We start from the raw sequence: 25096 nt of genomic DNA, 5'->3' as shown, positions 1-25096 counted from the left end.
CTCCTCAGAATAATTTGGGGGTAACCTGGGTTACCCGGTTAGTGCTTACTTCTTCTTCGCCGGGCGCTGCCAGTCTGTTTTCAGATTCTGGTCTTTGCGGTTATACACCAGGCCTGCGGCGGCAACGTCTGTCATCACCGTGGTGCCCGCAGCGATGGTGGCACCCGCCGCAACATTGACCGGTGCCACCAGCTGCGTATCCGAGCCGACAAACACATCATCGCCAATCACCGTCAGCGATTTGTTCACGCCATCGTAGTTGCAGGTGATGGTGCCCGCGCCGATGTTCACATTGGCGCCGATCTTCGCATCGCCAAGGTAGCTCAGGTGACCGGCTTTCGAGCCTTTGCCTAACGAGGCTTTTTTCATTTCGACGAAGTTGCCAACGTGGGCACCTTCCGCCAGCTGCGAGCCTGGACGCAGACGCGCAAACGGCCCAATGGTGCAGGCAGCGGCCAGCTCGGCGTCATCCACCACGCTGTAAGGACTGATTTCACAGTCATCACCAATCACGCAGTTTTTCAGGATACAGCCGCTGCCAATTTTGACCCGATTGCCAAGCTTAACCTGACCTTCAATGATCACATTGGTGTCGATCTCCACGTCCCGGCCGTGGGTCAACTCACCACGCAGATCGAAACGGGCCGGATCTTTCAACATCACGCCAGCCAGCAACAGCTTCTCAGCCTGTTCAGCCTGGTACACACGCTCAAGCGTCGCCAGCTGCAGGCGATTATTCACCCCTTCGGTCTCTGTCGAGCGCGTCGGGTGAACCGCCTGGGTCGCGCGGCCTTCCTGATGGGCGAGCGCTATGATGTCGGTAATATAGTATTCGCCCTGAGCATTGTTGTTGGTCAGCTTGCTCAGCCAGCGTTTCAGATCGGCACCGTTAGCCAACAGAATACCGGTATTGATTTCGGCGATCGCCAGTTGCTCCGGTGAGGCATCTTTCTGTTCGATAATGCCGACTACCGAGCCGTTCTCACGAATGATGCGCCCGTAACCGGTTGGATTATCCAGAATGACCGTCAGCAGCGCGATGCCGCCTTCTGGCTTCACGCTTTGCAAACGTTGCAGCGTCTCAACCGAGATCAGCGGCACGTCGCCATACAGCATCAGAATGTCTTCATCGTCGGCAAAGTAAGGTGCAGCCTGCTGCATCGCGTGGCCGGTTCCTTTCTGTTCTGCCTGCAATACCCAGTTCAGCGCCGGGTCCGTTAAGGTGGATTGCAACAGATCGCCACCGTGGCCATAGACCAGGTGAACCTTGTCAGCGCCAAGCTGGGTAGCGGCATCAATGACATGTTGCACCATCGGCTTTCCCGCCAGGCGGTGCAGCACTTTCGGCAAGTCGGAGTACATGCGGGTTCCCTTGCCGGCGGCAAGGATCACCACGCTCATTGCGCTGGTAGACATAGACATCCTGAAATTCAGTTATTGAACGGAAGTAAAACGGTTTAACGGTGAAAATACTACATTTTTCTCGGCAAAAAAAATGCCAGTCAGTTTCCTGACTGGCATTCTGCAGATTAAACCTGAGTTACATCGCTCTTTTGGTCAACTCGATCACGCGCAGTTTGGCGATCGCTTTAGCCAGTTCAGCCGACGCGGTTGCAAAGTCCACATCACCGTGGGAGCTGTTCATGTGCTCCTCGGCTTTGCGTTTTGCTTCCATTGCACGGGCCTCATCGAGGTCGGTACCACGGATCGCGGTGTCAGCCAGCACGGTAACCGCGCCAGGCTGCACTTCCAACACGCCGCCGGAGAGATAAATATACTCTTCTTCGCCCTGCTGTTTAACGATGTGAACCATACCAGGTTTAATGGCGGTCAGGAGAGGAGCGTGATTTGGGCGAATACCCAGCTCACCTTCCGTTCCTGATACCTGGATGCTTTGTACCAGACCGGAGAACATTTGCTGTTCTGCGCTGACAACGTCCAGGTGAAAAGTCATAGCCATAATTAACCTCCACAGAAACCGTTATTACAGTTTCTTCGCCTTTTCTACAGCTTCTTCGATGGAACCAACCATGTAGAAAGCCTGCTCTGGCATATGGTCGAATTCACCTTCCATGATGCCTTTAAAGCCACGGATGGTATCTTTCAGAGACACATATTTGCCTGGAGAACCGGTGAAGACTTCTGCCACGAAGAATGGCTGGGACAGGAAACGCTGCATCTTACGAGAGCGTGCTACCACCAGTTTGTCTTCTTCAGACAGTTCGTCCATACCGAGGATGGCGATGATGTCTTTCAGTTCCTGATAACGCTGCAGCAGGGACTGAACGCCACGTGCAGTGTCGTAGTGCTCCTGGCCAACAACCAGTGGATCCAGCTGACGGCTGGTAGAATCCAGTGGGTCAACCGCTGGGTAGATACCCAGAGAAGCGATCTGACGGCTCAGTACCACGGTTGCATCTAAGTGAGCAAAGGTGGTGGCTGGTGATGGGTCAGTCAAGTCATCCGCAGGAACGTAAACGGCCTGTACGGAGGTGATTGAACCGGTCTTGGTGGAGGTAATACGCTCCTGCAAGACACCCATCTCTTCAGCCAGCGTTGGCTGATAACCTACCGCAGAAGGCATACGACCCAGCAGTGCTGATACTTCAGTACCGGCCAGGGTGTAACGGTAGATGTTATCGATGAACAGCAGTACGTCACGACCTTCGTCACGGAACTTCTCAGCCATGGTCAGACCGGTCAGCGCAACGCGCAGGCGGTTTCCTGGTGGCTCGTTCATCTGGCCATAGACCAGTGATACTTTATCGATAACGTTTGAGTCGGTCATTTCGTGGTAGAAGTCGTTCCCTTCACGGGTACGCTCGCCCACACCGGCAAATACAGAGAAACCTGAGTGCTCAGCCGCAATGTTACGGATCAGCTCCATCATGTTTACTGTTTTACCTACACCCGCACCACCGAACAGACCGACTTTACCGCCTTTAGCAAACGGACACATCAGGTCGATAACTTTGATACCGGTTTCCAGCAGTTCTTGCGAGTTTGACTGATCTTCGTAAGAAGGTGCCGCGCGGTGAATCGCCCAACGCTCTTCTTCGCCGATGTCGCCTTTCATATCGATCGGCTCACCCAGCACGTTCATGATACGGCCCAGTGTGGCAACGCCCACTGGCACTTCAATCGGGTGCTCAAGGTCAACCGTTTCCAGACCGCGCTTCAGGCCGTCGGAAGAACCCATGGCGATGGTACGAACGACGCCACCACCCAGCTGCTGCTGGACTTCCAGCACCAGACGAGCATCACCATTTTTAACCTCAAGGGCGCTGTACACTTGTGGTACTGCGTCCTGAGGGAACTCGACGTCCACTACGGCGCCGATTACCTGGACAATCTTTCCAGTAGCCATCTTGAATCCTCTACCTAATTCGTTTATACCCCGCCGCTAACAGCTGGCAGGGTATACCTGGTTAAACCGCGGAGGCCCCACCGACAATCTCGGTAAGTTCCTGGGTGATGCTGGCCTGACGAGCTTTGTTGTATACCAACTGCAGCTCTTTGATCAGGTTTCCGCCGTTGTCGGTAGCAGCTTTCATCGCCACCATACGTGCGGCCTGCTCGCTGGCCAGGTTCTCTACAACACCCTGGTAAACCTGAGACTCGACGTAGCGACGCAGTAATGTGTCCAGCAGCGCTTTCGGATCCGGCTCATACAGATAATCCCAGGTACTCTTCTTCACCACGCCTTCGCTCTCGTCTGCTGGCGGTAACGGCAGCAACTGAACGATTTGTGGAGACTGGGACATGGTGTTGATAAATTTGTTGCTGACGACAAACAGCTTGTCGAGACGACCTTCGTCATAGGCTTGCAGCATCACTTTCACTGGGCCAATCAGATCGGACAGGGAAGGTTTATCTCCCATGCCGGTCACCTGGGCAACAACGTTGCCACCGACAGAGCTGAAGAATGAAAGGCCTTTCGATCCGATAATCGCGAGATCGCTCTCAACGCCTTTATCAGACCAGCTTTTCATATCTGCCAGCACGCGTTTGAACAGGTTAATGTTCAAACCACCACAAAGCCCGCGGTCGGTAGACACGACCAGATAACCAACGCGCTTAACGTCACGCTCGTCCAGGTAAGGGTGTTTGTACTCCAGATTCCCTAACGCAATGTGACCAATCACTTTGCGCATGGTCTCTGCATAAGGACGGCTGGCCGCCATGCGTTCTTGCGATTTACGCATTTTAGAGGCAGCGACCATTTCCATCGCTTTGGTGATCTTCTGCGTGTTCTGGACGCTTCCGATCTTACTACGTATCTCTTTTGCGCCGGCCATAAGCTTCTCCTCAAAGCCTTGCGGCTTGCCCCCTAAGAGACAAGCCGCCAGACATTACCAGGACTGGGTTTTCTTAAACGTTTCGAGGAGGCCTTTCAGCTTCTCTTCGATTTCGCCGTTATAGTTACCAGACTGGTTGATTTCAGCCATCAGCTCAGCGTGATCGCGATCCGCAAAAGCCAGCAGCGCCGCTTCGAAGCTACCGATTTTCGCCAGTTCGACGTCATTCAGGAAGCCACGCTCGGCCGCAAACAGCACCAGACCCTGCTGCGCTACGGACATCGGCGCATACTGTTTCTGTTTCAGGAGCTCGGTCACTTTCTGACCGTGGCTCAGCTGCTTACGGGTCGCTTCGTCCAGATCGGAAGCGAACTGAGAGAACGCTGCCAGTTCACGATACTGTGCCAGCGCGGTACGAATACCACCGGACAGTTTCTTGATGATCTTGGTCTGAGCAGCACCACCCACACGGGATACCGAAATACCCGGGTTAACTGCCGGACGAATACCGGAGTTAAACAGGTTAGTTTCCAGGAAGATCTGACCATCAGTAATCGAGATTACGTTGGTCGGAACGAACGCAGAAACGTCGCCAGCCTGAGTTTCGATGATTGGCAGTGCAGTCAGTGAACCGGTTTTACCCTTCACTTCGCCTTTGGTAAACGCTTCAACGTACTCAGCGTTAACGCGAGAAGCACGCTCCAGCAGACGGGAGTGGAGATAGAACACGTCACCAGGGAAAGCTTCACGACCTGGCGGACGGCGCAGCAGCAGGGAAACCTGACGGTAAGCAACAGCCTGTTTAGACAGGTCATCGTACACGATCAGTGCATCTTCACCGCGGTCACGGAAGTATTCGCCCATGGCGCAACCTGCATACGGAGCCAGGTACTGCAGAGCAGCAGACTCAGATGCGGTAGCCACAACAACGATGGTGTTAGCCAGTGCGTTGTGTTCTTCCAGTTTGCGAACCACGTTAGCGATAGTCGACGCTTTCTGACCGATAGCGACGTACACACACTTGATGCCGGAATCACGCTGGTTGATGATCGCATCGATCGCCATCGCGGTTTTACCGGTCTGACGGTCACCGATGATCAGCTCACGCTGGCCACGGCCGATTGGGATCATCGCATCGACTGACTTGTAGCCAGTCTGCACAGGCTGGTCAACGGACTGACGATCGATAACGCCTGGTGCAATCACTTCGATTGGCGAGAAGCCATCGTTGTCGATTGCGCCTTTACCGTCGATTGGTGCACCCAGGGTGTTCACCACGCGGCCTAACAGGCCACGACCAACCGGTACTTCAAGAATACGGCCAGTACACTTAACTTTCATGCCTTCGGCAAGGTCAGCGTATGGGCCCATCACGACTGCACCAACGGAGTCGCGCTCCAGGTTCAGTGCGATTGCGTAACGGTTGCCCGGCAGTGCGATCATCTCACCCTGCATAACATCGGCCAGGCCGTTTACGCGGATGATGCCGTCACTGACGGATACAATAGTGCCTTCATTGTGAGCTTCGCTCACTACATTGAACTGAGCAATGCGCTGCTTGATCAGTTCGCTGATTTCGGTGGAATTCAGTTGCATATGCTCCAGTCCCCTTAAGACTGCAAGACGTCTGTAAGACGCTCGAGACGGCCGCGTACGCTGCCGTCAATGACCATATCACCCGCTCGGATGATTACGCCTGCCAATACAGATTTATCGATTTTGCAATTCAGCTTAACTTTGCGTGACAGACGTTTTTCCATAGCGGCGCTGATTTTGGTCAGCTGTTCGTCACTCAGTGTAGTGGATGAGATTACCTCAACGTCCGCGGTCGCATCATGTGCGGCACGTAGTTGGATAAACTGAGCCAGTACATCGGGAAGCGCTGGTAAACGTTTGTTTTCAGCCATGACCTTAACAAGGTTCTGACCGGCTTCATCCAGTTGATCACCACAGATAGCGATGAACTGTGCAGACAACGCTTCCGGCGCAACAGCGCCGGAAAGAAGTTCTGCTACCTGTTCATTGCTGGCTACCTCGGTAGCGAACGCCAGCATCTGCTGCCAGCGATCGACACTTTGATGCTCAACAGCAAAGTCAAAAGCTGCTTTGGCGTAGGGGCGAGCTACAGTAGTAAATTCAGACATCAGCCCCTTCCTCCTTACAGTTCAGCGACCAGTTTATCAACGATGTCGCTGTTAGCAGCTTCATCCACGGAACGTTCAATGATTTTCTCGGCGCCGGCAATTGCCAGCATCGCGACTTGCTTCCGCAACTCTTCACGTGCACGTTTACGCTCAGCATCAATTTCAGCCTGCGCCTGGGTGACGATCTTGTTACGTTCCTGCTCAGCCTCAGCTTTGACTTCGTCCAGGATCTGCGAACGGCGCTTGTTAGCTTGTTCGATGATTACCTGAGCTTCTTCTTTCGCTTTCTTCAGCTGATCGGTCGCATTAGCCTGCGCGAGATCCAAATCTTTTTTGGCACGTTCAGCGGAAGCAAGGCCTTCGGCAACTTCTTTCTGGCGCTTTTCGATAGCGGCCATTAAAGGCGGCCATACGTACTTCATGCAGAACAGGACAAACAGGATGAACGCGATAGCCTGGCCGAGGATTGTTGCGTTAATGTTCACAGCACAATGCCTCTTGTTAAGTTAACTTTTTCTCCGGCTGGCAAGCCAACCGGAAGAATCCGTTCATCACCAGACATAACACCCGGCGATGAACTATCGGTTATTACGCGACAGCAAACATCACGTACAGACCCAGACCAACAGCGATCATTGGGATTGCATCCACCAGACCCATTACAACAAAGAACTGCGTACGCAGCAGAGGGATAAGATCCGGTTGACGCGCAGCGCCTTCCAGGAATTTGCCTCCGAGGATGCCGATACCGATTGCAGCACCGATTGCCGCTAAGCCCATCATCACAGCGGCAGCCATGTACAGCAGATCCATATTCAGGTTTTCCATGACAGTCTCCAGTTTGTTTCAGTTAAAACGCAGTAGTGTTAAGTAAAAAATCAATGTTCTTCAGATGCCATCGACAGATAGACAATCGTTAAGACCATGAAAATGAAAGCCTGCAACGAAATGATCAGGATGTGGAAAATGGCCCAAGGCACATTCAGGATCCACTGTGACCACCACGGCAACAGACCGGCAATCAGGATAAAAATCAATTCACCCGCATACATGTTTCCGAACAGTCGCAGACCCAGAGATACCGGTTTGGACAGCAGGCTCACACCTTCCAGAATCAGGTTGATCGGAATGAAAATCGGGTGATTGAAGGGTTGCAGTGTCAGCTCTTTCGTAAAGCCGCCAATGCCTTTCATCTTGATGCTGTAGAACAGAATCAAAACAAATACGCCAAGTGCCATAGACAGCGTGATGTTCACGTCTGCAGAAGGCACCACACGCAACGCTGGCAAACCTAAGACGTGCTCACCGATATACGGCAGGAAGTCTATAGGCAGCAGGTCCATGAAGTTCATCAGGAACACCCAGACGAAAATCGTCAGGGCCAGCGGTGCGATTAATTTGCTTTTACCGTGATACATGTCGCGGACGTTGTCGTCGACAAAACCAATTACCAACTCGATCGCGGCCTGCATTTTACCCGGTACGCCGCTGGTGGCTGATTTCGCAACTGAACGAAACAGCACCAGAAACACCAGTCCGAGCACCACAGAGAAAAACATGGAGTCGATATTTAGTACCCAGAACGACGGTGCGTCGTGTGGATTCACTAGCTCGAAGGTACGCAGATCAAGCTGAAGATTCTTCAGGTGATGACCTATGTATTCCTGCGGCGTAGAGATTTCTCCTGCAGCCATGATGCCTCTTACCCTTTGTTGTTAATTACAGCCGGTGCGACGATTTGCACAATCAGCACCGATAACCAGGCCAGTCCGAGCGGTGTAAACGCCGCCCCAAATACTGCCAGCGCCAACACCAGCAGGAGAATGGTGGCCAGGACCTTCAGCACCTCACCCAGTAAAAAAGTCCAGGCGATGCGCCCTTTCACTGGGTCTCCTGCCTGATGACGCCAGGCAAAAATCATAAACACAATGTTTGGCAGCCAGGCTGCCAGTCCACCCGCGAGGGCGGACAAGCCCCACGCCAGATCTTTCAGGGCAAACAGCGCGCCGATTACGACGAAAGTCACCAGCTGAAGCATCAGCACGGTTCGGGCAAATTTTACTCTGTAAAGGGACACTGACATGACGCTGAAACTCTCCTGCCCCATCCGGGGTATGTCGCGTGTCGTATAAAACTGCCTTTGCTCTTTTGAGTCAAGCAGCAAAAAACGAGCAAATTATACGGTGCGCCCCTGCGATTTCAATGGATAAGTAGCGAAAAGGTGAACAATTATTTAAATTTCTTTCCACAGGCCTGTTTTTCAAAATTGTAAAGAACAGCAAACCAAGTGAAATTTACTGCAATAGCCGACAAACCTTGCTCATAAAGCGTGCGTGTGATCACACTTCGGTAACTTAATGCTTAAGTTCTGTGCAGGATTAGTCTCATTAGAATGAAATTTAAATTAAAAAACCCAATACAATTCAATAAGTTACCTAATAATAATTTAAATATGGCAATTATTGTCGATTAAAAGCCCTTATTGACATTCGTAGCAACTAATTCTCGCCCCATAAGCCATTACTTACGTCGATTTATAAAGGGGATATATTTTCCTGCGTGACGACTGACCAGACGATAATGGTGGCAAAAGGTGATGTTAATGATAATGGAATGTGAAAATAAGGTTAAATGTTGCCAATCGTGTCGGATAATTTCAGCCTGTGCTTTTAACCTTGTCGAAACAACCTGGCAGCGGAAAAAAGTGTGAATGCGATCGTTCAACTGATGCATTTTCAGACAACACCTTAGCCGGTCTGGCACGCCAGGTGTCGTCACCTGGCAGGATAGTCACTGCACTTAACTAAAATCCAGTAACATAAAGCACTTACAGACAATAAGGCTATTCCGCTTCAGGCGGATAATCCGGGTAAAAAACGCCGAAATATCGCCGCTAGTGCGGAATAAAAAAGCAGCGCCTGCTGCTTATTTCGTCACGTTAACCACAATCAGATGACGCTCACCTTCCAGCTGCGGAACCGCTAATTTCACTACCCGATCAACAGCAAATCCCGCCGGTAATGTCGCCAGTTCATCGTCAGGAACGACGCCTTTCAGGGCATAAAACTGGCCTTTTTCGCCTGGCAAATGGTGGCACCAGTTGAGCATATCGTTCAGTGAAGCAAAGGCCCGGCTAATCACGCCATCAAACGGCGGCTCCGCAGGAAAGTCCTCTACCCTACTCTGCACTGGCTCTATGTTCACCAGCTTCAGCTCATGCTGAACCTGCTTCAGGAAGCGTATGCGCTTACCTAAGCTGTCCAGCAGGGTGAAATGCGCGTCAGGCCGGACAATCGCTAAGGGTACGCCTGGCAGGCCTGGGCCGGTGCCGACATCAATAAAGCGGCTGCCCTGCAGGTGCGGCTCAACCACAATGCTGTCCATGATATGGCGGATCAGCATCTGCTCAGGGTCACGCACTGACGTCAGATTGTAGGCTTTATTCCACTTGTGCAGCATTTCAACATAGCCCACCAGCTGGTTTTTTTGCTGATCGGACAGAGAAATAGTAGCCGCTTTAAGCAGCGAAGTGAGTTTATTAATCACAATGAGGTCCTGTGAGGGATTTTGGGGGGAATTTATTCGTCCCGCCTGACAAATACAAGAGGGGCGAGAAAACTCCCGCCCCTCTTACGTTGTGACTGTCAGTGAAAGTCAGGCGCTTTTACGCAGCAAGCCCTGCTTTTTCAGGTAGATCAACAGAATGGAGATCGCCGCCGGGGTGATCCCAGAAATACGCGATGCCTGGCCAATCGATCCCGGTTTGTGATCGTTCAGCTTGGCAATCACCTCATTGGAGAGGCCGCTCACCTGACGATAATCCAGTTCTGCCGGCAGCAAGGTATTCTCATTGCGCTGCTGGCGATTAATCTCTTCCTGCTGGCGCGCAATGTAACCTTCGTACTTCACCTGAATCTCAACCTGCTCAGCCGCCTGAGGATCGGCCAGTGCCGGGGCAAAGGTGCTCAGGGTCATCAGCTGCTGATAGGTCATTTCCGGACGGCGAAGCAGATCTTCACCGCTGGCTTCCTTGGTCAGCGCAGCACTCAGCACGCCGTTCACTTCTTCCACGCTGTCTGATTTCGGGTGTACCCAAATATCGCGCAGACGCTGGCGTTCTTTTTCGATGCTTTCCAGTTTCTCGTTGAAGCGAGCCCAGCGGGCATCGTCAACCAGACCCAGTTCACGACCGGCTTCGGTCAGACGCAGATCGGCATTGTCTTCACGCAGCATCAGGCGATATTCAGCACGTGAGGTAAACATGCGGTACGGCTCTTTGGTACCCAGCGTGCAGAGATCGTCGACCAGTACGCCAAGGTAAGCCTGATCGCGGCGGGGTGCCCAGGTCTCTTTGTCAGCAGACAGGCGACCCGCGTTCAGACCAGCCAGCAGTCCCTGAGCCGCCGCTTCTTCGTAACCGGTGGTGCCGTTGATCTGTCCGGCAAAGAACAGACCCTGGATATGTTTGCTTTCCAGCGTCGGTTTCAGATCGCGAGGATCGAAGAAATCGTACTCGATGGCATAGCCAGGTCGAACGATCTTCGCGTTTTCCAGTCCCTTCATCGACCGGACGATCTGGATCTGAACGTCAAACGGCAGGCTGGTAGAGATGCCATTTGGGTAAATTTCATTGCTGGTCAGGCCTTCCGGTTCCAGGAAGATCTGGTGCGCGTTACGATCGGCAAAGCGCATCACCTTGTCTTCAATCGACGGACAGTAGCGTGGACCAATTCCTTCAATCACGCCGGAGTACATCGGGCTACGATCGAGGTTATTGCGGATCACATCGTGGGTATTCTCGTTGGTGTAGGTGATGTAGCAAGGCACCTGTTGTGGATGCTGTGACACATTGCCCATGAACGAGAAAACCGGCATTGGCGTATCGCCATGCTGCGGATCCAGCACGCTGAAATCAATGGTTCTGGCATCGATACGCGGTGGCGTTCCGGTTTTCAGACGGCTGACACGCAACGGCAGTTCACGCAGACGACGTGCCAGCGGAATCGAAGGAGGATCGCCTGCACGACCGCCGCTGTAGTTATCCAGACCGATGTGAATTTTACCGTCGAGGAAGGTTCCGACCGTCAGAACGACCGACTTAGCACGGAACTTCAGTCCCATCTGGGTGACTGCACCGACAACACGATCGTTCTCAACGATAAGATCGTCTACGGCCTGTTGGAAGATCATCAGGTTAGGCTGATTCTCTAACGCAGTACGCACTGCCTGTCGGTAAAGCACGCGGTCAGCCTGAGCACGGGTAGCCCGAACCGCAGGACCTTTGCTCGCGTTTAGTATCCTAAACTGTATGCCAGCCCGATCGATGGCATGTGCCATCAGCCCGCCAAGTGCGTCCACTTCTTTAACCAGATGTCCTTTTCCAATCCCACCGATCGCCGGATTACAGGACATTTGTCCAAGCGTATCAATGTTATGGGTTAATAGCAGGGTTTGCTGACCCATTCGGGCAGCCGCCATTGCGGCTTCGGTACCCGCATGACCACCACCGATTACGATGACGTCAAAAGGATCTGGATAAAACATGGAACTGCACCTCGCGATTGTGCGATTTAGGGAGATTGGTTATCAGGGCGTGGATTCTACGCAACTTTGGGCGATGGGGAAAGCGCACTACCCGGTGTGTATTAAAAAGAAGATCTTTTTTATCTAGAGATCTCTTTGTTAGATCTTCTATTAGGATCGACGATCTCTGTGGATAAGCCTTTTTTCCTGATAACGATCATCATCTTATTAAGGATCGTTAGCTGTGAAAGATCGGTGATCCTACGGCGTATAAGCTGGGATCTAAATGCCACCTTATCCACAGGCTCCGGCAAGTACTCAAGTTGTTCTTGGGATAACAACCGGTTATTACCGGGTTTTAAGCATAGTTATACACAAACGATCGCCACTTAAATGAACAAAAAAGGACATTATTTACAAAACCTGGCCGTTTTTTTTCGATCCGGCAGCCAAAATCAGGGCGATCCTGCTACCAGCGATCCTCATTTGAGTAAGTTTTTCCAACTTTCTACCCAAACCTCAGCCGGATCCTCAGGGATCTCATGTTCCAGCACATCGATATCCAGTCGATCGCCGATCCGTTGAGCGCCACAGGACGTTAACAGCACGTCGATCTTCTCTATTGCACCGCAGAACAGATCGTACTCGCGGTTGCCAATACCGACGGCGCCGTAACGCAGTTGGGAAAGATCGGGCTTTTTCTCTGCCAGTTCATCAAACAGGGGTTGCAGATTGTCAGGAAGATCGCCTGCACCGTGCGTGGAGCAAACCACCAGCCAGGTGCCTTCAATGCTCAGTTCTTCCAGTTCAGGACCGTGAAGTAACTCGGTTGAAAAGCCCGCTTCTTCCAGCTTCTCAGCCAGAAGTTCGGCCACATATTCCGCGCTGCCTAAGGTGCTACCCGTGATTAACGTAATGTCAGCCATTTATAAAGATCCCTGTACCTCAAAGGCGGCTATTGTACGCTGTGATCAAGCGGGGATCTACCTGTGGATAAGTAAGGGTAATTGGCTGGGAGGGATGAACCGAAAAAGACGCGGGTGATCAGCAGCCCGACGATAGCTGATGAAAAAGAGAAAATGCTGGCGATCGGTCCTTAAACGATCCCGATCGGTGTGTGGATAATATTGTGCACAGATCAGGGCTTGATGGTGCGCATAATCGGGTTCTGCAGGGAGATCAGCGTCTCGGTTGACTGGATTTCATCGATGGTCTGGATCTTGTTGATCAACACCAGTTGCAGGGCATCGATCGAGCGGCACATCACCTTAATAAAGATGCTGTAGTGGCCGGTGGTGTACCAGGCTTCCACCACTTCATCCAGCGCATCAAGTTTTGCCACCGCAGCCGGATAGTCACGGGCACTCTTCAAAATGATGCCGATAAAGCAGCAGACGTCATAGCCAAGATGCTTGGGATCAATCTCCAGCCGCGTGCCTTTAATGATCCCCGCCTGCTTCATTTTCTCCACGCGAACGTGAATAGTGCCCGGGCTGACGTTGAACACTTTTGCCAGTTCAGCATAGGCGGTACGGGCATTTTCCATTAACGCATTAAGGATGCCACGATCGAGACTGTCAATTTGCAGGTTATCCGCCATGATGGCTCCTGAGTTAAGGAATATTCAACGTATAGCGGGATAATGTGCAGGAAAGGGAGCAGACAGGCAATATTATTGTGGAATAAACAGCGGGCACAGGGCGTGCCCGCTGGAGGGGTTTAACGCTTACGCCACACGGTCAGCTGCGCAACGGTGTGCTGATACTTGCGCGCCGTTTCACGTATCACGAAAGGCACATCCTGCGGCGCGGCGATCTCTTCGAAATCGTTGGCCAGCAGCCGTTGTAACGCCTGATAGGTGGTCAGTGCTTCACCGTTCTCACGGATGCCGCCCAGCCAGTTCTCCTTCGGCGTAAAGTCTTCCAGCCAGGTGTACGGCGAGGAGAGCATCAGGACACCGCCCGGCGCGATCATCGTCGTAATGTCCTGCAGGAAGCGCTTAGGCTGACGCAGGCGGTCGATCAGGTTGGAAGCCAGCACCAGGTCATACCGTTCGGGCTGCGGCTTGAGGTTACAGGCATCGCCCTGCACAAACTGAATGCGTTGCGCCTGTTCCGCGCCGAGATCGAAATCTTTCAGCCGCACCTGACGGTATTCCACCAGGTCGCCTTCTTCCTGGGTGACATAACGGAACTCTTCGCCACTGGTCAGCTGGATGGCCACATCGATAAAGCGCGCGGAGTAATCCATTCCCACTACGTCGCTGAAATGACGGGCCAGCTCAAAGCTGGCGCGGCCGGTGGCACAACCGATATCCAGTGCGCGACCGCGTTTTTCCGTCATCCGGCAGGCAATGTCCACCAGCGCTTTGCCGTAATTCGGCGTGCCGAAGTAATCCGGCCCGTACTGGAAGTCGAGATACTGCGAAACCATGCTGTCGGTTTCATACGGGTTCAGCATCTGTTTTTCCTGATGGTTGGAGACCACATAGCGGAAACCGGCGTGCTGGAAGAAGTGACGGCGGAAGGCGTAGCGGGCAGATTTCAGCGCTTCGTTACCGGTGGAGATCCAGCTACCGCCTTTGATCAGCGCATGTTTGCCATCAAAGGTCGGCGTCGAGAAGTCGTCATATAAAGGATGAACCTTAAATCCTTCCAGACCGTTGGTTGGCGTGGTGGTCCACTGCCAGACGTTACCGATCAGATCGTAAAACTCGCCCTGAGCAAAACGATCGACCGGACAGGAAGACGCCCACCAGGCCAGATTGATATTGCCCGGTGCCTCGCGCCAGTCGGTCTGATCGCCTGTCACCTGCTCACGCAACAGCAGCCATTCGGCTTCGGCAGGCAGCTGTACCGATTTGCCGGTTTCATCGGCTTTCCAGCGGCAGAACGCGGCGGCTTCCAGCTGGTTCACTTCGGCTGGCCAGTCCCATGGCATCGGCACTTCTTCGGTCATCAGACGCAGTTTCAGTGCATCAGGCTCGGCGACAGAACCGACCCAGAACGTGGGCTGAGTGGCTTTGGCAAAGTCGCGCCAGCCAAGACCTTCTTCATCCCACCAGCGCGCGTCCTGATAACCGCCGGCGGCGACAAATTCGAAGAATTCGGCGTTGCTGGTCAGCATCTTGCTGGCTTTAAACGGCTTCACGTCGGTGGTCAGCGTGCCGTACTCGTTATCCCAGCCGTAGGTATCATCGCTTTTGCCCTGGGTGACCCGAGCGCCGTCAACGTCGACCAGCGCGTTCGCCGGCACTTTGCTTCGATCGTGACGGGCTGAAGGGCAGGCTGGCCAGTGCGCCTGCGGCTTTACCCACTCAATGGGTAACTGGCGGATCAGCACGCTGGAGGTTTCCAGATGGATGCGCTCGTGCTCAATGCCCATCAGGATCACCCACGCCGGACTGTCCCAGTTGATCGGTAAGGTCAGCGGCATCTCTTTAATAAAGTTTTCGATAAGCGAGCGGACTTTGCCGCGATAGTCGCGCAGTTCGGCGACGGTCGGCCACGGGTAGTTGTGGGTGTCCAGATCGTCCCAGCTCATCTCATCGACGCCGATCGCCATCATCGCTTCGATGTTGTCATCCACGCGGTTATCTACCAGCCCACCCGCCATCATTTTATTGATGTAGAAAGTGGCGGTGTGGCCGTAATAGAAAATCAGCGGATGGCGCAGGGAAATCGCTTTGGTGAACCAGGCCTTTTCATCGGCGAGGCAATCGAACAGGCTCTCATACAGAGACCAGGTCTGATTGAAGTACGTCAGAATTTCCTGACGTTTTTGCGCCTCGCTGCCGCTGCTCAATAACAACGTACGGGTCGGTGCGGGTAATCCTGGTGCGAACTCTTGTTGTTGTGCTGTCACGTAATGCTCCCAATCTGCCTGTTGGCTAAAGCGTACACATGACTATAGCAAATAAGCATTTCCAGATTGTGTCTGAGGGAGAACTAGCGTTGCCAGCGGCGCAGCAGACGGCTTTTCAGGCCGGTATCGAAGTGCCAGATGTGGTCGAAAATCCGCATGATGCCGGGTTTTCCATGATCGGACAGCGCAACGGCATGAAAGCGCTGCTGCTGTTTCAGCTGGTGCTGTTTGATGCGTTTGACCAGCTCTTCTGGCAGGCGCTGGGCAATAAAATCGGAGATGATCACCGCATCGGCATCGTTCCATGCCGGCGTGGCCAGTTTAAGCAGCACCGAGTCCAGGCAGGCGGCCAGATCGGTGCCGCCACGAAAACGCTGGCTGAGAAAGCGGATCGCCTGGGAGATGCCATCGCCCGCGGTCAGTTCGTAGGCCACCACTTCATGGGCGAACAGCATAATGTAGCAACGACGGTTATCCGCCAGCGCCACCTTCAGCAGGGCGAGGCAGAACGCTTTGGCGCAGCGCTCGTTGAAGCCGCCCATTGAACCGGAGGTATCCACACAGACGATAAAGGGGCCGCGTGGCTGCTGGTCGTGATGATGATGACTGACCGGCCTGAGCATCACCTTGTCGTGCCAGGCATCGCCCTGCAGACGGTAGGTCAACAGCCTTTTCTCCACCAGCCGACGGTAGAACTCAATTTCCAGCTCGCTGATGCCCAGCGTGACCAGTTCGGGTGGTAGCAGGCGCAGAATGTCGTCGCTTTGATGTAGCCCGCTGACCTCTTCCGGTACGCTTTCCGGCTCGCGCACCAGATGATGAAACTCCTCCAGCGGCGCGTCTTCGGTCGGCACCGCCTTGGCTTCTTTGCTGCGGCCCAGTTGTTCAGCCAGCTTCAGCAAGGCCGGTTGCTGGGCCAGAAAGTCGCCGTACTCAACGATCAGCTGGTAATCGCCCCGTTGCAGCGGGCTTTTGGTCAAATCCCACAGACGTCCCGCCGCAGCTTCATCGTTGTCCGATAACACCTTTGCCAGTTGACCACTCATGGCTAAACGTTGCTGAAGCTCGGCCAGCAGTTTTTCTCGCTCCTGGTCCAGCAGCTGCTGATTCAGGGTCAGGGTTTGCAGCGTCAGGCTTAACCGCCAGCGCTGGAGAAACAGGGTTTGCTGGGCCTGACTGAGCGCGCTGGGATCGGCATTGGCGACCAGCTGGTGGGCTTTTTCACTAAAGGGAGAATGATGTTCACTGAGGTAAGCCAGCAGTTCAGGCAGCTTCTGGCAGAACGGCGTATGACCCAGGCCCTGAAACTGCTGGAACAGCGCAAATTCGGCGGCGAGATCGTCCGGTACGGAGGTGGTCTTCAGCTGTTCCAGCACTTCGGTTTTCCAGCGCGGCAGATCGCGCAACAGCGCTTTCTTCATGCCGGGGAATTTTTCAAAAAAAAGCGCCAGCTGGGGACTGGCGAGCAGGGCGATCACTAACTCTTCGAGCAGGTCGCCCTCGCTGATGGTCAGAAGGGCGCTCAGTGTATCAAGCGAGATCACCGACGCGCCTGCTTCAGCTGATCGGCCACCTGTTGCAGACTCTCTTCAATTTTTGCCAGCCAGTCATCGCTGATAAACAGGCAGCGCTGATGCTGGCTGAACAGCGTGCGCTGGTTGCGCAGCTGGGTTTCCACCTCATCCAGTGCCTGCACAATCTCTTCCGGCAGCCCGCTGGCCTGCTGTTTGCCCGGCAGCATCAGCCGGGTGGATTGCAGGCTGACATCGCGCAGCGTCAGGCAGTCAGTACCGTCCACATGCAGGTCCAACGTCTGGGCAAAGCCAATGCCGTTAAGCTTGCCGCGAATATCGCCGCTTTTTTGCAGCCAGTGATGCAGCGGTTCACGCGCAATCACCACGTGCGTCACCTGCATGTCGTGCAGCATCAGCGGCTTTTGCAGCATCAGCGTCAGTGAGTCATCGGCCAGCGTGGCGGGCAGTTCGTAATGCGGTTTGCGGCTGAACATCCCGCCATGTTTTTCCAGACGGATCGCCTGTTCGACGCTTTTTTCCTGCTGCAAGGCCAGCCGGCGCGACTCAATTTGCTGCAGCTTAATCAGCATCGGCTGCTGCTGCCAGGCGTGCTGGGTGATCAGGCTGTCGATTTCGCGATCCAGCAGCTTCATCGACGCCACGTCGTGCCACAGGCAATCCTTCAGCAGGATAAGATCGACCGGCGCAATGCTGTTGCGTCCGCTGTAAAACGCGCAGGCTTGCAGCAGGTGGATGGCTTTTTTCCAGCGGCGATCGGAGATATACGGCGCTTCGGGCTGGTTTTCCATCTGCTGACGCAGCAGGAAGATCAGTTCAAAGACATCGTCAGTCAGCGCGACCTGAGTAATGCCTTTCTGCCATTCGCTATACTCTTCATCGGTGATGCACAGAGAGTCCGCCACCGGGTTGATGGTTTCATCCTGCTGGTGGGTAAGCATGCTGCGGAAGTTTTGCTTCTCATGCACGTTATCCAGCCACAGGCGGATTAACATGCGGTCATACAGCGCTTCCAGCCCGCTGTCGGCCTCGGGCAGCTCATTCGACGCGGTAACCAGCAGGCGCATGGGGATTTTTTCTTCGCTGTCACCGTTACGAAAGCGACGTTCATTAATGGCGGTCAGCAGGGTATTGAGGATCGCCGGGCCCGCCTTCCAGATCTCATCGAGAAAGACAATTTCGGCATCCGGCAGATAACCTTTGGTCAGTCGCTGGTAGCGGCCTTCGTCTTTTAGTGCCTGAATAGAGAGAGGGCCAAACACTTCTTCCGGGGTGGAAAAACGGGTCATCAGGTATTCAAAGGCGCGGGAATGTTGAAAAGCGTACTTGAGTCGGCGGGCAATCAGACTCTTGGCAATGCCCGGTGGGCCCAGCAAAAAGACGCTTTCGCCGCTCAGCGCAGCCAACAGGCAGAGGCGAATCGCGTGATGCCGCTCATAAAGTCCTTTTTCTAACGCATTGCTGAGGCGGGCGATTCTTTCCGCAAGTAAATGGGGCTGGGGCATGTTCAAACATTCATCCTTTTCTACGGTCAGGCCAGCAGGGTGACTGGCGAGCGCAAACACTACTGGCTATGATGCTTGAAAGAGTTGATACGAGTCAGCTTTTTTCTTGTCAAAGAGTGACGCAGGGCAGTGAAGTCATTTCTCTTAACGTAATAAGGATAGGCATTCATCATGATTCATGCATACTGTGCGCGTTTTGATGGCTTGATGAGCTGTGCGCAATCCCGCGTCACTCGGCTCCAACAAAAGACTAGTTTATGAGTTCTGAAAAAAAGCAGTCCCTTGGCGCAGTGACCTTAGCCGCCATTGGCGTTGTCTATGGTGATATCGGTACCAGCCCTTTATATACCCTCCGTGAATGCCTTTCCGGCCAGTTTGGCTTTGGCGTGGAACGTGACGCGGTATTTGGTTTTCTTTCCCTGATTTTCTGGCTGTTAGTGCTGGTGGTGTCGCTCAAGTACATCAGCTACGTGATGCGCGCAGATAACGCCGGAGAAGGGGGAATACTGACCCTGATGTCGCTGGCCGGCCGCAATACCGGGGCCAGAGCCACGGCGGTACTGGTGATCATGGGACTGATTGGCGGCAGCTTCTTCTATGGTGAAGTGGTGATCACGCCGGCCGTTTCAGTGCTTTCGGCGATTGAAGGTCTGGAGATCATCGCGCCGAACCTCGACCGCTATATTGTACCGATGGCGATTGCCGTGCTGACGCTGCTGTTTGCTATCCAGAAGCACGGTACCGGCATTGTCGGCAAACTGTTCGCCCCGGTGATGTTGCTGTGGTTCATTGTGCTGGCGGTGCTCGGCGGCATGAGTATCGCTGCGAATCCGGACGTGCTACATGCGATGAACCCTTACTGGGCGATGCATTTCTTTATGGAATATAAAGAGGTGTCGTTCTTTGCGCTGGGCGCGGTGGTGCTGGCGATCACCGGGGTAGAAGCGTTGTATGCCGATATGGGCCACTTCGGTAAATTCCCTATCCGTCTGGCGTGGTTCATTGTGGTACTGCCGTCGCTGGTGCTGAACTATTTCGGCCAGGGCGCGCTGCTGCTGAAGAACCCTGAAGCGATAAAAAACCCCTTCTTCCTGCTGGCGCCTGACTGGGCGCTGATCCCGATGCTGATCCTGGCGACGCTGGCCACGGTTATTGCCTCGCAGGCGGTGATTTCTGGCGTCTTCTCGCTGACCCGGCAGGCCGTTCGTCTGGGCTATCTGCCGCCGATGCGCATTGTGCACACTTCGGAAGAGGAATCCGGTCAGATTTATATCCCGGTCATCAACTGGCTGCTCTATTTCGCCGTGGTGATTGTGATTGTTGGCTTCCAGCACTCCAGTAACCTGGCCGCGGCCTACGGTATTGCCGTCACCGGCACCATGGTGTTGACCGCGATCCTCTGTACCACGGTGGCGATTAAAAACTGGCACTGGAACCGTTATCTGGTGCTGACGGTGCTGGTCGGCATGCTGTGCATTGATGTGTCGTTGTTCTCTGCCAACCTGGTGAAAGTGTTCTCCGGTGGCTGGTTGCCGCTGTGCCTGGCACTGGTGATGTTTATCATCATGACCACCTGGAAAAGCGAGCGTTTCCGCCTGCTGCGTCGTATGCATGAACACGGCAACTCACTGGAAGCGATGATTGCCTCGCTGGAGAAATCGCCGCCGGTGCGCGTACCGGGCACCGCGGTGTATATGTCCCGTGCGTTGAACGTGATCCCGTTCGCCATGCTGCATAACCTTAAGCATAACAAAGTGTTACATGAGCGCGTGGTGCTGCTGACGCTGCGAACGGAAGATGCGCCTTATGTGCATAACGTCCGGCGCGTGACCATCGAACAGCTTTCGCCAACCTTCTGGCGCGTGGTGGCCAGTTACGGCTGGCGTGAAACGCCGAACGTGGAAGAGATTTTCCACCGCTGTGGGCTGGAAGGGCTTAGCTGCCGGATGATGGAGACCTCGTTCTTTATGTCGCATGAGTCGCTGATTATCGGTAAACGACCGTGGTATCTGCGCCTGCGCGGCAAGCTGTTCCTGATGCTGCAGAAGAACGCCCTGCGTGCGCCAGACCAGTTCGAGATCCCGCCTAACCGGGTGATTGAGTTAGGGACACAGGTCGAGATTTAATCCCGACCGGTAGAGAAAAGGGGCCTTTGGGCCCCTTTTTTTGTGCTCGCTGACGCGGGCTACCAGCTGACGGACGCCGCAAAACCGCCCGCATCACGGTTAGCAAAGCTGGCCCGCATCCCATGCAGTTGGGCAATATTGCTGACGATGGACAGTCCCAGCCCGCTGCCGGACTTTTCCTGTCCCGGAGGCCGGTAAAACCGCTCGCCAACCCGCGTCACAGCCTCTCCCGTAACACCGGGTCCGTTATCCAGAACCTCAATACGGCGTGGCGACAGGATCAGCTGCACGCTTCCGCCGGACGGGCTGTAACGAATGGCGTTATCCAGCAGATTACGCACCATCAGCGCCAGCAGCAGCGGCTGTCCATTTTTGATGACCGGAACCCCGGGCGCCTCAAGGCTAAGCTCGATACCGGCGGCCTGCGCGTTGCCATAATGATCGACAACGGCCTGTTGCAGCAGCTGTTGCAGATTGACCGGCTGCGTCTCCAGATCCTTCTCGCTGTCCAGTCGTGAGAGCGTCAGCAACTGATCGACCATCCGTGTGGCTCTGTCGATCCCCGCATCCAGATTGGCCAGTGCATGGTGACGCATCGCTTCATCGTCATGGGCCAGCTGCGCCACTTCGGTTTGCACCTTCAGCGCCGCCAGCGGCGTGCGCAGCTCATGCGCGGCATCTGAGGTAAAGCGTCGCTCGCGGGTCAGCATCTGTGCGATCCGGGCAAACAGCGAATTCAGTTCGTCCACCAGCGGCCGGACTTCTTGTGGAACCCGATCTTCCCTTAACGGCGTCTGATCGTCCGCAGAGCGATGCCGCAGCTGGCTGGCGATACGTTTCAGCGGTGCGAGCTCATGGGTGATCAGCCATAGCAGCAGGATCAACATCACCGGCAACGCAAACAGCCACGGCCAGAGGTTGGTCTGCACGATATCGCGGGTCATATCATCGCGATATTCCCATTCCTGACCGACCACCACCACATACTGCTGATCCGGTGTGCTCAGCCAGACCATGCGCCACAAATCATCGTCACCTTTCAGCTTGCCGTCGGTGAAGCCGTTGCGCGGGTAGTGAAAGCGGAAGTCTTTGCCGTTTTCACCGTCGTTCATCACCATTTTTCCGTCGCGGGTGAACACCGCAAAGGCCAGCGCATCGTCTTCCTGATCGCCGCGATGATGCTTGAGCAGCTTTTTGGTTTTAGGCAGCGTCAGCGGTTCGTGGCTGAGCTGTTCCGGGTTCATCGTTGCCAGCCTTTTGGCAAACAGCATCTGCTGGGTATCAAACAGCTCATTGATTTTATGCCGCGTCTGCCACCATGAGCCGAGGCTGGCCGTTCCCCAGCAAATCAGCGTCAGGAGCAGAAAGCCCAGCATCAGACGCAGGCGCAGGCTCAGGCGATTCACACCGGTTCTCCCAGCGTATAACCGACGCCGTGAATGGTGCGGATAAACTGGCTGCCCAGTTTTTTTCGCAGATGGTGGATATGCACTTCAACGGCGTTGCTGGAGACGTCTTCATCCCAGCTGTAGAGCTTTTCTTCTAACTGCGCTCGGGTCAGCACTCTGCCGGTATTCATCAGAAACAGTTCGAGCAGCGCCAGCTCGCGGGATTTTAGCTCCAGCGGTTCGCCGTTCAGCGTCACGCGGTGCGAGCCGCTCTCCATCACCACTGCACCATGGCTGAGCAGCGGGTGAAGCTGGCCATGGCGGCGGCGAATCAACGCCTGTAACCGGGCCGCGACTTCGCTCAGGGCGAAAGGTTTGCAGAGATAGTCATCGGCCCCTTGCTGTAGGCCGGTTACCCGCTGTTCCAGCGCATCCCGCGCGGTGAGGATCAGCACCGGTTCATCCTGTCCCTGCTGACGCCACTGGCGCAAAATATCCAGCCCGTCCATGCCCGGCAGGCTTAAATCCAGCACCACCGCGTCATAAGGCGCCGCGCTGAGTGCCGCCAGTCCCTCTTTACCTTCGGTGAACCAGTCGACGCTGAATCCCATTTTTATCAGCCCGGCTTTAATCCCGTCGCCAATTAACCGATCGTCCTCAATGACTAAGATGCGCATGATAAATTCCTCTGTGATTACCCGCTTTATACGTAACAGGCAGACCGGTTGTACAGCGCAGATCGCCGGAATTCGCGTTTTTTCGCTAATTTTGATAAATATTAAGCGTGCCGCGAGGTTCTTAAGAACCTGTTAAGAACCCTTTGCTTTAATAGCTCCCGAAGAGACAAACGAGGCACTATTTATTACTGCCGAACCTCCAAGGAATAAAGGTGACAATATGAAAAAGACCGCTGCTTTATTAGCCATTACCGCGCTGGTTTCAATGCCTGTTCTTGCTGCTCAGACCGGTGGGTTTGTTGACCCAAATGCCCCCACTGCCCAGGTGCAGAAAGGCGGCTTTTCCGGACCAAACGGCACGGTAGCCACCGTTAAACAGGCGCAGGATATGAAGGATGATGCCTGGGTAACCATGCGCGGCAATATTGAAAAGCGTATTGGTGATGAGGATTATCAGTTCCGCGATGCCACCGGCACGATGAAGGTTGAGATTGATCATAAGCGCTGGGAAGGCCAGACCATTTCGCCGAAAGATAACGTCGAGCTTCAGGGCAAGATTGATAAAGACTTCAACTCGGTTGAACTGGACGTAAAACAGATCCGCAAAGTTCAGTGATAATACGTCGCGGCGGGGACAACGAACCCCGCCGCGCGTTATTTAGCTGACCAACGCACTGGCAGCCGTGCGATGTTGAGCAATCAACGAGGCAATATCCAGACCCGGAATAACGCCATCTATCACCCGCCACTGACCGCCCACCATCACGTAATCAGCTCGCTCCGCGCCACACAGAATTAAGGCGGCAATCGGATCGTGGCTGCCGCTGAACCGTAATTCATCCATTTTAAACAGCGCCAGATCGGCCTGCATGCCGACCCGTATCTCACCAATATCCTCGCGCCCTAATAAACGCGCCGATCCGCGTGTCGCCCAGCCGAGCACTTTTTGCGGCGTGATACGTTCAGCGCCGTAACGCAGCCGCTGCAAATAGAGCGCCTGGCGGGTTTCATACATCAGGTTGGAGGCATCGTTAGAGGCGGAACCGTCCACGCCCAACCCTATGGTTGCGCCAGCCTGTTCCAAATCCAGCGTCGGGCAGATACCCGAAGCAAGCCGCATATTGGACACCGGACAGTGGCAGATGCCGGTTCCGGCCGCGCCGAGGCGGGTTATTTCATCAGGATTGAAATGAATTCCGTGCGCCAGCCAGGTGCGTGGCCCCAGCCAGCCCACCTTCTCCAGATAATCCACGGTGCGCAGGCCAAAACGATCCAGACAGAATTGCTCTTCATCCAGCGTTTCGGCCAGATGGGTGTGCAGACGGACATCCCACTGCCCGGCCAGCTTTGCGCTTTCAACCATGATCTCTTCGGTAACCGAGAACGGAGAACAGGGCGCCAGGGCAATCTGTATTTGTGCGCCGGCGCCGCGCTGGTGGTAGCGCTTAATCAGCCGCACGCTGTCTTCGAGAATAGCTTCACCCGTCTGCACCGTGTGCTGAGGCGGCAGGCCGCCCTGGTCTTCGCCGAGACTCATTGAGCCACGGGTTAACAGCGCCCGCATGCCCAGCTCTTTCACCACCTCAACCTGCACATCAATCGCCTCTTCCAGTCCGTCGGGAAAAAGATAGTGATGATCGCTGGCGGTGGTGCAGCCAGACAGCAACAGTTCCGCCATTGCCACTTTGCTGGCCAGCGCCAGCGCATCGGGCTTCAGTTTTGCCCACACCGGATAGAGCGTTTTCAGCCAGGGAAACAGCGGCTGATTGACGACGGGTGCCCAGGCTCGGGTCAGCGTTTGGTAAAAATGATGATGCGTGTTGATCAAACCCGGCAGCACCACGTGCTGGCTGGCGTCTTTGATCTCATCGCAGGGCTGGGAAGGGTGTTGGCCTGAAGCCAGGATTTCAGTGATCACCCGATCTTCAATGACCAGTCCACCTCGTCCATCGGTGTCTTCAGGGGTAAAAATAGCGAGCGGGTTTTTCACCCAAATACGGTGTGCGGGCATAGCCAGCTTCTCCTTTATAAAGAATAAG

Annotated in this window: 22 protein-coding genes; 2 read left to right on the top strand and 20 right to left on the bottom strand. The window is 54.4% G+C overall.

Features of this window, described 5'->3' with window-relative positions:
- Positions 1 to 45: 45 nt before the first annotated feature.
- The 17 genes from glmU to ravA form a co-directional block, all read right to left on the bottom strand.
- The gene (gene glmU / locus ACXKZG_RS22765) at positions 46 to 1416 is read right to left on the bottom strand and encodes a bifunctional UDP-N-acetylglucosamine diphosphorylase/glucosamine-1-phosphate N-acetyltransferase GlmU (RefSeq protein ID WP_013204585.1); all 1371 of its coding nucleotides are present in this window, start codon (positions 1414 to 1416) and stop codon (positions 46 to 48) included.
- 124 nt (positions 1417 to 1540) lie between these two features.
- Positions 1541 to 1960, bottom strand: a complete 420-nt coding sequence (locus ACXKZG_RS22760) for a F0F1 ATP synthase subunit epsilon (RefSeq protein WP_013204586.1) — start codon at positions 1958 to 1960, stop codon at positions 1541 to 1543.
- 24 nt (positions 1961 to 1984) lie between these two features.
- Positions 1985 to 3367, bottom strand: a complete 1383-nt coding sequence (gene atpD / locus ACXKZG_RS22755) for a F0F1 ATP synthase subunit beta (protein ID WP_013204587.1) — start codon at positions 3365 to 3367, stop codon at positions 1985 to 1987.
- A 61-nt stretch (positions 3368 to 3428) separates the two neighbouring features.
- The gene (gene atpG, locus ACXKZG_RS22750) at positions 3429 to 4298 is read right to left on the bottom strand and encodes a F0F1 ATP synthase subunit gamma (protein WP_105760544.1); all 870 of its coding nucleotides are present in this window, start codon (positions 4296 to 4298) and stop codon (positions 3429 to 3431) included.
- 54 nt (positions 4299 to 4352) lie between these two features.
- Positions 4353 to 5894, bottom strand: coding sequence for a F0F1 ATP synthase subunit alpha (atpA, locus tag ACXKZG_RS22745; protein ID WP_013204589.1), 1542 nt, complete (start codon positions 5892 to 5894; stop codon positions 4353 to 4355).
- Between the two features lie 14 nt (positions 5895 to 5908).
- Positions 5909 to 6442 (bottom strand): F0F1 ATP synthase subunit delta, encoded by a 534-nt coding sequence (atpH, locus tag ACXKZG_RS22740; RefSeq protein WP_013204590.1) that lies wholly within the window; start codon positions 6440 to 6442, stop codon positions 5909 to 5911.
- Positions 6443 to 6456: 14 nt separating this feature from the next.
- Entirely contained in the window at positions 6457 to 6927 is a 471-nt protein-coding gene (gene atpF / locus ACXKZG_RS22735) for a F0F1 ATP synthase subunit B (protein ID WP_013204591.1), read from the bottom strand.
- A gap of 103 nt (positions 6928 to 7030) precedes the next feature.
- The gene (gene atpE, locus ACXKZG_RS22730; RefSeq protein ID WP_003849523.1) at positions 7031 to 7270 is read right to left on the bottom strand and encodes a F0F1 ATP synthase subunit C; all 240 of its coding nucleotides are present in this window, start codon (positions 7268 to 7270) and stop codon (positions 7031 to 7033) included.
- 50 nt (positions 7271 to 7320) lie between these two features.
- A complete protein-coding gene (atpB, locus tag ACXKZG_RS22725) occupies positions 7321 to 8136 on the bottom strand; it encodes a F0F1 ATP synthase subunit A (protein WP_013204592.1) in 816 nt (271 codons plus the stop codon).
- A gap of 8 nt (positions 8137 to 8144) precedes the next feature.
- On the bottom strand, positions 8145 to 8525 hold the full coding sequence (atpI, locus tag ACXKZG_RS22720; protein WP_013204593.1) for a F0F1 ATP synthase subunit I: 381 nt from the start codon (positions 8523 to 8525) through the stop codon (positions 8145 to 8147).
- 842 nt (positions 8526 to 9367) lie between these two features.
- A complete protein-coding gene (rsmG, locus tag ACXKZG_RS22715; protein ID WP_013204594.1) occupies positions 9368 to 9988 on the bottom strand; it encodes a 16S rRNA (guanine(527)-N(7))-methyltransferase RsmG in 621 nt (206 codons plus the stop codon).
- A 108-nt stretch (positions 9989 to 10096) separates the two neighbouring features.
- On the bottom strand, positions 10097 to 11986 hold the full coding sequence (gene mnmG, locus ACXKZG_RS22710) for a tRNA uridine-5-carboxymethylaminomethyl(34) synthesis enzyme MnmG (protein WP_053141046.1): 1890 nt from the start codon (positions 11984 to 11986) through the stop codon (positions 10097 to 10099).
- Between the two features lie 461 nt (positions 11987 to 12447).
- On the bottom strand, positions 12448 to 12891 hold the full coding sequence (gene mioC, locus ACXKZG_RS22705) for an FMN-binding protein MioC (RefSeq protein ID WP_488875495.1): 444 nt from the start codon (positions 12889 to 12891) through the stop codon (positions 12448 to 12450).
- Positions 12892 to 13103: 212 nt separating this feature from the next.
- Positions 13104 to 13565 carry a transcriptional regulator AsnC gene (gene asnC / locus ACXKZG_RS22700; protein WP_013200042.1) on the bottom strand — a complete coding sequence of 154 codons (462 nt, stop codon included), beginning with the start codon at positions 13563 to 13565 and terminating at the stop codon, positions 13104 to 13106.
- A 119-nt stretch (positions 13566 to 13684) separates the two neighbouring features.
- Positions 13685 to 15829 (bottom strand): 5-histidylcysteine sulfoxide synthase, encoded by a 2145-nt coding sequence (gene ovoA / locus ACXKZG_RS22695; RefSeq protein WP_488875494.1) that lies wholly within the window; start codon positions 15827 to 15829, stop codon positions 13685 to 13687.
- A gap of 83 nt (positions 15830 to 15912) precedes the next feature.
- On the bottom strand, positions 15913 to 17373 hold the full coding sequence (gene viaA / locus ACXKZG_RS22690) for an ATPase RavA stimulator ViaA (RefSeq protein ID WP_134823122.1): 1461 nt from the start codon (positions 17371 to 17373) through the stop codon (positions 15913 to 15915).
- Positions 17370 to 18866, bottom strand: coding sequence for an ATPase RavA (gene ravA, locus ACXKZG_RS22685; protein ID WP_488875493.1), 1497 nt, complete (start codon positions 18864 to 18866; stop codon positions 17370 to 17372). The genes viaA and ravA overlap by 4 nt, the downstream gene beginning before the upstream one ends.
- A 257-nt stretch (positions 18867 to 19123) precedes the next feature.
- Here ravA and kup point away from each other — a divergent pair, with 257 nt between their 5' ends.
- Positions 19124 to 20992: a low affinity potassium transporter Kup gene (kup, locus tag ACXKZG_RS22680; protein WP_013200046.1), complete on the top strand. Its 1869-nt coding sequence runs from the start codon at positions 19124 to 19126 to the stop codon at positions 20990 to 20992.
- A gap of 59 nt (positions 20993 to 21051) precedes the next feature.
- On the opposite strand, the gene qseC is transcribed toward kup, so the two are convergent.
- The gene (gene qseC, locus ACXKZG_RS22675; protein WP_013200047.1) at positions 21052 to 22398 is read right to left on the bottom strand and encodes a quorum sensing histidine kinase QseC; all 1347 of its coding nucleotides are present in this window, start codon (positions 22396 to 22398) and stop codon (positions 21052 to 21054) included.
- Positions 22395 to 23057, bottom strand: coding sequence for a quorum sensing response regulator transcription factor QseB (gene qseB / locus ACXKZG_RS22670; RefSeq protein WP_013200048.1), 663 nt, complete (start codon positions 23055 to 23057; stop codon positions 22395 to 22397). The genes qseC and qseB overlap by 4 nt, the downstream gene beginning before the upstream one ends.
- A 220-nt stretch (positions 23058 to 23277) precedes the next feature.
- Between qseB and ACXKZG_RS22665 the strand changes: the two genes are divergently transcribed.
- The gene (locus ACXKZG_RS22665; protein WP_346568258.1) at positions 23278 to 23673 is read left to right on the top strand and encodes a YgiW/YdeI family stress tolerance OB fold protein; all 396 of its coding nucleotides are present in this window, start codon (positions 23278 to 23280) and stop codon (positions 23671 to 23673) included.
- A 42-nt stretch (positions 23674 to 23715) separates the two neighbouring features.
- Here the strand turns inward: ACXKZG_RS22665 and ACXKZG_RS22660 are convergent, their stop codons facing one another.
- Positions 23716 to 25068 (bottom strand): 8-oxoguanine deaminase, encoded by a 1353-nt coding sequence (locus tag ACXKZG_RS22660; protein ID WP_013200050.1) that lies wholly within the window; start codon positions 25066 to 25068, stop codon positions 23716 to 23718.
- Positions 25069 to 25096: the final 28 nt, after the last annotated feature.

The sequence above is a fragment of the Erwinia sp. 2186 genome (assembly GCF_057812255.1).
The sequence above is the reverse complement of the archived record's forward strand: the minus strand, read 5'-3'. Positions and strand labels throughout refer to the sequence as shown.